Origin of the sequence: Streptomyces sp. NPDC001381 (genome assembly GCF_042895685.1) — a bacterium.
Lineage (GTDB): Bacteria > Actinomycetota > Actinomycetes > Streptomycetales > Streptomycetaceae > Streptomyces.
Genome location: NZ_JBIAWO010000002.1, coordinates 800947 through 810470, shown reverse-complemented (window position 1 = coordinate 810470; position 9524 = coordinate 800947). Strand labels below are relative to the sequence as shown.

The following is a 9524-nucleotide window of genomic DNA, read 5'->3' as shown; positions in this document are numbered from 1 at the left end:
GGCGGCCGGTCAGTGGCGCCAGCCGCCCGAGGAGCCGGTTCCCGTCCCGTAGCCGCCGTCCCCGCTGCCGGAGGAGCCGTGGTCCGGGCCGCCGTAGCCGTACCCGGAGCCGCTGGAGGGGCCGCCCCATGTGCAGGAGTACCAGGAGTAGTACGAGCAGGAGGCGCCGGACGGGTCGGCGGAGGAATCCGTCGGGGTCGTCGGGGTGCTCGACGGCGCCGGATCGGCGGCCGGCGTCCTGGTCGCCCCGGGGGTCGGGGCCGGCGCCGGGGTGCCGGACGGGCCGCTGTCGGCGCCCCAGTTGACGAACTCCATCTGCGGGTCGGGCTGGGAGGTGTCGATCACCCAGCGCTGGGCGGTGCCGTTGGCGCGGTTCTTCAGGACCAGGGCGCCCGAACCGTCGGTGGCGGCGGGGGCGAGGGCCAGGTTCTGGCCGGAGCGCGGGACGAGCGTGCCCTGGAGGGTGAAGTCGTAGCGGACGTTCTCGGCGGTCGCCGCGGAGGAGTCCGTGCACGGGCCCAGCCGCACCGAGTAGCCGAGGTGGGAGTCGAGGCACAGGTCGGGGTCGGCGGTGCTGCGCAGCAGCCCGTCGGTCTCGTACGTCCACTGCTGGCCGGCGGCGGACGAGCAGGTGGCGAGCAGGGTCTCGGCGCCCTTGACGGCCTTGTCGCCGGCGATGCCGATGCACAGCCCGGAGGCGACGTTGTGCAGCCGGCCGCGCAGGGTGCCCTGGGTCGCCTGGTCGGAGTCCACCCGGGACGGGCCGTCGGCGGCGGTGTCCGGGTCGGCGGCCGGGGTCCTCGCCGCCTCGCCGCCGGTGGTCCGGCCCGTGCCGCCGTCGGAACCGAGGGCGGCCCACACCACGAGCGGGAGGACGACCATGCCGCTGACGGTGAGGACGGCGGCGGTGAGGTTGCGCCGGCGGGCGCGGCGGGCCGCCTTCCGGTCGGAGCGGCTGGACGTGGGACGGGGGGCGGCCTCGGCGTGACGGCCGGGAGCGACGGGGGTGGCGGACTCGGGGAGCGGGCCGGGTGCGGTGGGCGTGGCGGCCAGGGGGTGCGCCGCGTCGGCCGCCCCGCCCGGCGCGGCGGTGTCCCGGGGCGCGGGCGGTCCGGCCGGCTCGTCGTGGAAGGCCTCGCCGGCGACGGCCGCGCCCCGCAGGCGCTCCGCCGCCGCGGCGCGCTCGCGTCCGTCCGCGGTGGCCCGGCCCTCCAGGTAGGCGCCGGCCGCCCAGCCGAGGATGCCCTCGGCCAGGGCGACGCCCAGCAGGCCCTCGAACTGCAGCAGCTGGTCGGCGGTGTGCGCGCAGTGCCGGCACTGGTCCGTGTGGGCGCGCAGATCGGGGTCGACGTCCACGCCGCCGCGCCGGCAGGTGACGTCCAGCAGCCGGTGGTAGCGGTGGCACTCGTCGTCGGTGGCCTGTTCGCGGTGGACCTGGAGAACCTCCTCGCGCAGCCGTTCGCGGGAGCGGCGCAGCTCGATCCGGGCACCCTCCTCGTCGAGGCCGAGCAGACCGGCCGGGATCGCGAGGGGTTCGGCCTCGGCCTCCGTGTGCCACAGCAGGCAGCGGGCCGACTGGGGCAGCCGCTGGAACGCGCGGGCGAGCATGCGCCGGTTGGCCGGCGGGAGCAGCCGGGCCGCCACGGGGATGCTGTCGTCGTCCTGGACGCGCAGATCGGGGTGGAGCAGGTCACGGGGGCCGTCGGAGTCCCATTCGGCGGCGATCCGGCGGACGGTGGCCAGCAGGTGGGGGCGCCATGCGGCGGTCGGCCCGTCCTGGTGCTGGCTCGCGCCGAACAGCCGGGTGAAGGCCGCCGTGGTGAGCATGCCGGCCGCGCGTTCGCCGTCGGTGCACAGCCGCGCGTAGGCGAAGACCGCCCCCCAGTGCCGGTCCAGCAGCTCGCCGACGGGATGGAGCGCGGGCGCCTCCCCCGTCCACTGCGTCAGTTCGACGCTCAGCTGTTCGTCGGTCGCGTCGAGGCGGCGAGCCGAAGGGGAATTCGACAGGCCTGCGTCATTCACGGCTGCATTCCTCCTGGAGGCACGTCCCGGGGAGACGGACATGCGGCAATAGGCAGGGTTCGGCACCTGTGCGAGGTCAGCGGGGAGCGGCTCTTGTGAAGCATGGGGGGGGTGCTACGGAGCACAGGGGCCTCGTGCGCGCAGGGGAGAAAACGTTGTCTGCGCGCCGACACGGCACACCTTTGCACAGCCGGACCAGGAGGAACAAGAGATCCCGCGGTTTCGTGCAGGGTGCGGGGAGAAAAGCATTTGACGTTTCGTCAATACCGTCCCGCCTTTTCGGGGGGTCACGGTATTGGTGTCCCTTTCGAGAGGGTAATTGCGGCGCGCATTCCGTCCCGGTACGCGCCCGGAGGTCTCCCGTACCGGGCGCGGAAGACGCGCGTGAAGTGGAAGGGGCTGACGAAACCGGAGGCGGCCGCGACGCGTTCCACGGACAGGTCGGTGCCTTCCAGCAGTCGGGCGGCGTGCCGCAGCCGCGCCTCGCGCAGCGCCCGCATCGGGGACTGGCCGGTCTGCTCCGTGAAGAGGTGGGCGAAGCGCGAGGGGGACAGGGCCACCTGTGCGGCGAGGGAGCCGACCGTGTGCGGGGCGCCGGGGTCGGCGGCCACGATGGCCTGGGCGCGCCGGACGCGGTCGTCGAGACCCGGCGGCGGCACGGTCGGGCGCGCGGCGGCGGTGCTGACCAGGACGGCCTCCTCCAGTGCGCACAGGGCGAGTTCGCGGGCGGCGGTGCCGTGCGCCAGGACGATGGCGGAGGGGTCCGGCGGCTCCTCTCGGGGCCACCGGGCGTCGGCGTACATGCGCCGGAAGGCCGCCCCGACCCGTGGGTGCAGGGCTTCGGGGACGGGGGTGACCGCGTACAGGCCGTCGTCGGTGCCGTAGGGACGCAGCCAGGGGGTCCAGGACGGGCGGGCCTGGCAGTGGACCCACCAGAACCGCCAGTGCGCGGCGCCGGGTTCGACGCCGTAGGTGTGCGGGACGCCCGGCGCGAGGGCGACCAGATCGCCGGCGCGGGCCCGGACCTCGCCGCCGCCCTGCCTCAGGCGTCCCTGTCCGCCCGTCGTCCAGGTGAACAGCCAACTGTCGGATCCGCGAGGCCGGTTGACGCGGTATCCGGCTCCCTCGTCGAAGTGCCCGACCACCACCAGGCCGGGCGGCGGGGACGGGTCCCCGGCGCCGGCAGGGACGGGCAGGTCGTCAGCACGCATGGGCATCCTCCGGTGGGCCGCGTCCGCCTCACCATGGGCGGGTCGGCGAAGGAGGACTTGGATGCTGCGACAGTACGAGGAGGACGGCTTCACCGTCGTCCGGGGGCTGTTCGGGTACGACGAAGTGGACCGGTTGCGTGCGGAGTTCGCGGCGCTGCAGGCGGCGGGCCGGCCGGTGCCGGGGCACTTCCTGCCGCGGCCCGGTGACGATCCGCTGGACCGGTTCCCGAGGGTGATGCACCCGCACGAGATCAGCGCGCTCGCCCGGCGGACGCTGCTGGACGCGCGACTGCGGGAGGTGCTGGAGGAGTTGCTGGGCGAGGAGGTGCTGGCCGCGCAGAGCATGTTCTACTTCAAGCCGCCGGGGGCCCGGGGGCAGGCGCTGCACCAGGACAACTTCTATCTGCGGGTCGAGCCGGGCACGTGTGTGGCGGCGTGGCTGGCGTGTGACGTGATCGACCGGGAGAACGGGGGGCTCGAAGTCGTCCCCGGTACGCACCGGACGGGGCTGTTCTGTCCGGAGGAGGCGGACGCGGAGCTGTCCTTCGCCCGGGAGTACGTGCCGCCGCCGGCCGGACTCACGCCCGTCCCGGTCGACATGGAGCCGGGCGACGTCCTGTTCTTCAACGGGAGCCTGGTCCACGGGTCGCAGCCGAACCGGTCTTCCGACCGGTTCCGGCGGTCGTTCATCGGGCACTACGTGGGGCGGTCCGCGGAGCGGATCGGCGGGTACTACCGGACCCTGTCCATGAGCGGGGCGCGGGTCTCGCTGCCGGAGAGCAAAGGTGCGGGGCCGTGCGGTACGGAGTTCGTCTCACCGGCGGGTCCGCACTGACCGCGGTCAGTGACCGGCGACGGGGTGGGGGGTGTAGGGCCGTTCCAGCTCCGCCGACTCCTTCTCGGTCAGCTCCAGTTCCACCGCCGCGACGGCGTCCTCGAGATGCCGGGGCTTCGACGCGCCGATGATCGGGGACGTCACCGTGGGCTGGTGGAGGAGCCAGGCCAGGGCCACCTGGGCGCGGGGGACGCCTCGGTCTCCGGCGATGCGGGAGACGGCCTCGACGATGGTGTGGTCGCCTTCCAGGTAGAGGGTGTTGCCGAAGTTGTCGGTGGCGCTGCGCTCGGTGCGGGTCCCCCAGTCGCGGGTGAGGCGGCCGCGGGCCAGCGGGCTCCAGGGCAGCACGCCGATGCCCTGGTCGGCGCAGAGCGGCAGCATCTCGCGCTCCTCCTCGCGGTAGAGGAGGTTGTAGTGGTTCTGCAGGGAGACGAACTTCGTCCAGCCGTGCCGTTCGGCGGTGTACTGCATCTTGGAGAACTGCCAGGCGTACATCGAACTCGCCCCGATGTAGCGGACCTTGCCGGCCTTGACCACGTCGTGGAGCGCCTCCATCGTCTCCTCGACCGGGGTGTGCGGGTCGAAGCGGTGGATCTGGTAGAGGTCGACGTGGTCGGTGCCGAGGCGGCGCAGACTGTGGTCCAGCTCGGACAGGACTGCCTTGCGGGACAGCCCGCCGCCGTTGGGGCCGGGGCGCATCCGGCCGTGCACCTTCGTGGCGAGGACGATCTCGTCGCGGCGGGCGAAGTCGCGCAGCGCCCGGCCGACGATCTCCTCGCTGGTGCCGTCGGAGTAGACGTTCGCGGTGTCGAAGAAGTTGATGCCGGCGTCCAGCGCCTGACGGATCAGCGGACGCGAGGCCTCCTCGTCGAGGGTCCACTCGTGCACGCCCCGGTCGGGGAGGCCGTAGGTCATACAGCCCAGACAGATCCGCGACACGTCCAGACCGGTCGAACCGAGCTTCACGTACTGCATCGTCGCTGCTCCTGACGTCGGTGCGGGAGGGAGTCACAGGGGAGCGTACGTCGCCCCGCGCCGCTCCTCCCGGCGACTCACCCCAGCAGGTCCAGCGCCCGCTCCCAGCCGAACTCCCGGCCGTCCCCGCCGTCGTAGGGAGCTCCGAAGCGGACGCCCATCCCGCGCAGGCGGATCAGGCTCTCCCGGTAGGCGGGGTGGGCGGCGAGCGCGCCGGAGACGCAGGGCAGGACGCCGACGGGGACCCCCTGGCCGGACACCTCGCACAGGGTGCCCAGGGCCAGGGTGTCGGCGATCCCGGCCGCCCACTTGTTGACGGTGTTGAAGGTGGCCGGGGCGACGACGACCGCGTCGGGGTCCGGGAAGGGGCGTGGATCGCCGGGGCGGCGCCAGGCCGAGCGGATCGGCCGGCCCGTCTGCGCCTCCACGGCGGCGGTGTCGAAGAAGCCGTTCATGGCGAGGGGCGTGGCGATGACGCCGACCTGCCACTGCCGCTCCTGTGCGGCGGTGATCAGCTTGCCGACGCCGGCCGCGATGCCGGCGGCGCAGACGACGACGTAGAGGAAGGGCGGCTTCTCGTCCGGTTTCTCGTCCGGTTTCTCGTCCTGTGCGGTCACCCGGGAACCCTACTGAACGGGCAGGGTGAGTCCGCGTTCGGCGGCGGACCGGGGGCCCTGGATACGGCGGTCCTTCTCCTCGATCGGCACGTCGTTGATGCCGGCCTCGCGCCGGGTCATCAGCCCGCGCTCGTCGAACTCCCAGAGCTCGACGCCGTACGAGCGCCACCACCGGCCGCCGGCGTCCTGCGACTCGTACTGGAAGCGCACGGCGATGCGGTTGCCGTCGAAGGCCCACAGGTCCTTGCGCAGCGCGTACGCGCGCTCGCGGGCCCATTTGGCGGTGAGGAAGTCGACGATGGCGGCGCGGCCGGTGAGGAAGGTGTCCCGGTTGCGCCAGACGGAGTCCTCGGAGTAGGCCGTCGCGACGCGGTGCGGATCGCGGGTGTTCCAGGCGTCCTCGGCGGCCTGGACCTTCTGCGCGGCCGTCTCCCGGGTGAAGGGCGGCAGGGGCGGGCGGGGGTCGGACATGGGGTCTCCCGGCTTGGTGGAGGGCGGGCAGATGAGTGGAGAACGAGCGTTCTCCGGTACGCTCACAACGTAGAGAACGGTCGTTCTCCCGTCAAGGTGAACCCTGCCGAGGAGAACCAGGACACGGTGGTGACGCCCATGGACAGCGCGACGGCCCGCGAGCAGGCACTGGACGCCGCGGAGCGGCTGTTCTACGGACGCGGTGTGCAGTCCGTGGGCATGGACGACGTCCGGGGCGCCTCGGGTGTCTCGCTCAAACGGCTGTATCAGCTGTTCCCGGCGAAGGAGCTGCTGGTGGAGGCGTACCTGGCGCGGCGGGACGTGCGCTGGCGCGGGCGGCTCGCGGAGTTCGTCGCGCGGCGGGAGGACCCCCGGGAGCGGATCCTGGCCGTCTTCGACTGGCTGGAGGAGTGGTTCGGCGAGCCGGACTTCCGGGGCTGCGCCTGGATCAACGCGTACGGCGAGCTGGGCGCGACCTCGGAGCGGGTGGCCGGTCAGGTACGGGCGCACAAGCGGGCGTTCCGGGAGTACCTCGGCGCGCTGGTCGCCGACGCCGGCCTGCCGGGCGACCTGACCGGCCCGCTGTTCCTGCTGGCCGAGGGCGCGATGGTGACGGCCGGCATCGGCGGGTCCGCCGCCCCGGCCGCGGAGGCACGGGAGGCGGCCCGCCGGCTGCTGGGGTGAGGGTCGCCCGGTGCCACGGGTGGACGGCGCGTCCGGCGCTCGACGCGTGCGGGCGCCGGAGTGCCCGCCGGCGCCCGCGGCCGCCGTAGGGCGGGTTCGGGCGTGCTCGCCCGCGCCCGCACGTCATGCGCCGGCATCCGGCGTGCCCACCGGCGCCCGCGCCCGTCGTGCGCCGGCATCCGGCGTGCCCACCGGCGCCCGCGCCCGTCGTGCGCCGGTGCCGGTGGGCGCTGAGGCAGGGATCAGCCGGGCGGGCCGGAGATCCGGATCGCGCCGACCGGGCAGGCGCGGGCCGCCTCGCGGACCATCGGGCTGCCGGCGCCCTCCGGCCGGCCGGGCAGCAGGGCGCTGAAGCCGTCGTCGTCCTGGGTGAAGACGCCGGGCGCGGCCAGAGCGCACTGGCCGGCGCCGATGCAGATCTCCGTGTCGATCTCGATGCGTGGGCCGCTGTGCCCGCGGGTGGGGGTGTCGGGGTGCATGGCGGGTGCCTCTCACCAGGTCACGGGGAGGTCCAGCATCCCCTGGATGGTGTCGCCGGGCTTGTGGCGGACCTCCTCGGCCGGGATCGCGAGCCTCAGCCCGGGCAGCCGCTCGAAGAGGGTGCGCAGGGCGATCTCCAGCTCGGCGCGGGCCAGGTTCTGGCCGAGGCACTGATGGATGCCGAAGCCGAACGCCACGTGATGGCGGGCGGGACGGTGCCAGTCGAGCGTGTCGGGTTCGGGGTAGGCGCTCGCGTCGCGGTTGATGACCGAGGTCGAGAAGACGATCCCGTCCCCGGCCCGGATGGTGGTCCCGGCCACCTCGATGTCCTCGGTGGCCAGCCGCAGCAGCCCGTCGGCGATGGACAGCATCCGCATCAGCTCCTCCACGGCGCCCGGCAGCAGCGCGGGATCGGCACGCAGCTCGGCCAGCCGCTCGGGGTGCTGGAGCAGGGTGTACGTGCCGAGGGAGATCATGTTGGCGGTGGTCTCGTGGCCGGCCACCAGCAGGATCGTGGCCAGGGCGATGGCGCCCTCCCGGTCCACGGTGCCGTCGCGCAGCTGCTCGTGGACCAGGGCGTCGAGGACTCCGTCGCCGCGCGGGCCGTCCAGCTTGCGGTCGATCAGCGCGCCGAGATAGTCGTCGAGCCGGTCGCGGGCGTCCCGGACCTCCTCCGGCAGCCTGCCGCGCAGCAGCCGCCGGGACTGCTCCTCGAAGAACTCGTGGTCGGCGTAGGGGACGCCGAGCAGTTCGCAGATCACCATCGACGGCACCGGCAGCGCGAAGGCGGAGACCAGCTCGGCGGGCGGGCCCTGGGCCAGCATCGCGTCGATCCGCTCGTCGACGATCCGCTGGATGGACGGCCGAAGCGCGGTGGCGCGTTTCAGGGTGAAGCTCGGCACCAGCATCCGGCGCTGGGCGTGATGGTCGGGATCGTCGACGTTCAGCAGGGCGGCCCGGCGGTCGAGCAGCGCCTTGAAGCGCGGTGAGGTGGCCGGGTAGCCGGGGCGGGTGCGGTCGGTGGACAGACGGGGGTCCGCGAGCAGGGCGCGGGCGGTGTCGTGGCCGGTGACCAGCCAGGCGGTACGGCCGTCGTAGAGGGTGACGCGGGACAGGGGGCGGGCGGCGCGCAAGGGGTCGTAGGCCTGGGGCGGGTGGTAGGGGCAGGTGCGGTCCTGGGGGAAGGCGACGGGTTCCGCGCGTTCCGTGAGTTCCGTCATGGGAGACCTCGCAGACGAAGGGTGCGTCTTCGTGCCGATCTTCATTAGATGCCCCGGGCACCTATGTGGCGACACGGAGTTCAGCCAGATCGGCGAATGGGGCGAGATGGCCGGAACCGACCGCTCCGCGTCCCGGACGCCCGGGACGCGGCCCGGCGAATTCACTTGCCCTCGGCAGCCGCGGACCGCAGGATCCGGCCATGCACACCTTCGAAGCCCGCCTGCCGCTGATGTCCGACGCCGTCCTTCCGGCGCGGGTCCAGCAGCAGCCCGGCCGTCCCCGGAGGCCCGGTCCCGCGCACCCGTGACCGGCGCGCTCGTCGCGGGCCTGATCGCGGGCTACGGCATCGCCGTGCCCGTCGGGGCCGTCGCGACCCACCTCGTCTCGCTCACCGCCCGCACCTCCCTGCGCACCGGCGCGTGCGCCGCGCTCGGCGTCGCCACGGCCGACGGGCTCTACGCCCTCGTGGCCACCGTCGGCGGTTCCGCCGTCGCCGCCGCCCTGCGGCCGGTGCTGGTTCCGCTGCGCTGGGTCTCGGCGCTGGTGCTGCTGGTCCTCGCGGTCCGCGGTGCCCGGACGGCCCTGCGCGCGTACCGGGCCCACCGGCTCGCCACCCGCTCCGCGCCCGTGCCGCCGACCCCCGCCCGGGCCTGGCTGAGTCTGCTCGGCATCACGCTGCTCAACCCGGCCACCGTCGTCTACTTCGCCGCGCTGGTGCTGGGCAACGACACCACGGCATCCGCACGCCCCCTGGACCAGGGCGTGTTCGTGCTGGCGGCCTTCGCCGCGTCCGCGAGCTGGCAGCTGCTGCTGGCCGGCGGCGGGGCACTGCTGGGCCGGGCGCTGACCGGGCGCCGGGGCCGACTGGCGACGGCGCTCGGGTCGAGCGGGGTGATGACCGTGCTGGCTGTGGGGATGGTGGTGTAGGCCGAGGGGAGGGGGTGCAGGCCGGGGGTGGGGGTGGGCCGAGGGGCTGGGGTGGGGGTGGGCCGGACGGTGGGTGGCCGG

10 protein-coding genes are annotated in these 9524 nt (G+C 74.1%); 3 read left to right on the top strand and 7 right to left on the bottom strand.

Annotated features, from left to right (window positions below; genetic code table 11):
- Nucleotides 1–9 precede the first annotated feature (9 nt).
- Nucleotides 10–2022, bottom strand: coding sequence for a ricin-type beta-trefoil lectin domain protein (locus ACFY2L_RS10725; protein WP_390822060.1), 2013 nt, complete (start codon nt 2020–2022; stop codon nt 10–12).
- Between the two features lie 287 nt (nt 2023–2309).
- Nucleotides 2310–3233, bottom strand: a complete 924-nt coding sequence (locus ACFY2L_RS10720) for a helix-turn-helix domain-containing protein (RefSeq protein ID WP_390656567.1) — start codon at nt 3231–3233, stop codon at nt 2310–2312.
- Nucleotides 3234–3294: 61 nt separating this feature from the next.
- Here ACFY2L_RS10720 and ACFY2L_RS10715 point away from each other — a divergent pair, with 61 nt between their 5' ends.
- Nucleotides 3295–4068, top strand: coding sequence for a phytanoyl-CoA dioxygenase family protein (locus ACFY2L_RS10715; protein WP_390822059.1), 774 nt, complete (start codon nt 3295–3297; stop codon nt 4066–4068).
- Nucleotides 4069–4074: 6 nt separating this feature from the next.
- Here the strand turns inward: ACFY2L_RS10715 and ACFY2L_RS10710 are convergent, their stop codons facing one another.
- From ACFY2L_RS10710 to ACFY2L_RS10700, 3 genes are all read right to left on the bottom strand, one after another.
- A complete protein-coding gene (locus ACFY2L_RS10710) occupies nt 4075–5043 on the bottom strand; it encodes an aldo/keto reductase (RefSeq protein WP_390656565.1) in 969 nt (322 codons plus the stop codon).
- Nucleotides 5044–5120: 77 nt separating this feature from the next.
- On the bottom strand, nt 5121–5660 hold the full coding sequence (locus ACFY2L_RS10705; RefSeq protein WP_390656564.1) for a flavoprotein: 540 nt from the start codon (nt 5658–5660) through the stop codon (nt 5121–5123).
- Nucleotides 5661–5669: 9 nt separating this feature from the next.
- On the bottom strand, nt 5670–6131 hold the full coding sequence (locus ACFY2L_RS10700; RefSeq protein WP_390822058.1) for a nuclear transport factor 2 family protein: 462 nt from the start codon (nt 6129–6131) through the stop codon (nt 5670–5672).
- A 138-nt stretch (nt 6132–6269) separates the two neighbouring features.
- On the opposite strand from ACFY2L_RS10700, the gene ACFY2L_RS10695 reads away from it, so the two are divergent.
- Nucleotides 6270–6815 carry a TetR/AcrR family transcriptional regulator gene (locus ACFY2L_RS10695; RefSeq protein WP_390657113.1) on the top strand — a complete coding sequence of 182 codons (546 nt, stop codon included), beginning with the start codon at nt 6270–6272 and terminating at the stop codon, nt 6813–6815.
- A gap of 242 nt (nt 6816–7057) precedes the next feature.
- Here ACFY2L_RS10695 and ACFY2L_RS10690 read toward each other — a convergent pair whose 3' ends face one another.
- Nucleotides 7058–7294, bottom strand: a complete 237-nt coding sequence (locus tag ACFY2L_RS10690) for a ferredoxin (RefSeq protein WP_390822057.1) — start codon at nt 7292–7294, stop codon at nt 7058–7060.
- 12 nt (nt 7295–7306) lie between these two features.
- Nucleotides 7307–8515, bottom strand: coding sequence for a cytochrome P450 (locus tag ACFY2L_RS10685; RefSeq protein WP_390656561.1), 1209 nt, complete (start codon nt 8513–8515; stop codon nt 7307–7309).
- 304 nt (nt 8516–8819) lie between these two features.
- Here ACFY2L_RS10685 and ACFY2L_RS10680 point away from each other — a divergent pair, with 304 nt between their 5' ends.
- Nucleotides 8820–9443 (top strand): LysE family transporter, encoded by a 624-nt coding sequence (locus ACFY2L_RS10680; RefSeq protein ID WP_390656560.1) that lies wholly within the window; start codon nt 8820–8822, stop codon nt 9441–9443.
- The last annotated feature ends 81 nt before the right edge of the window (nt 9444–9524 follow it).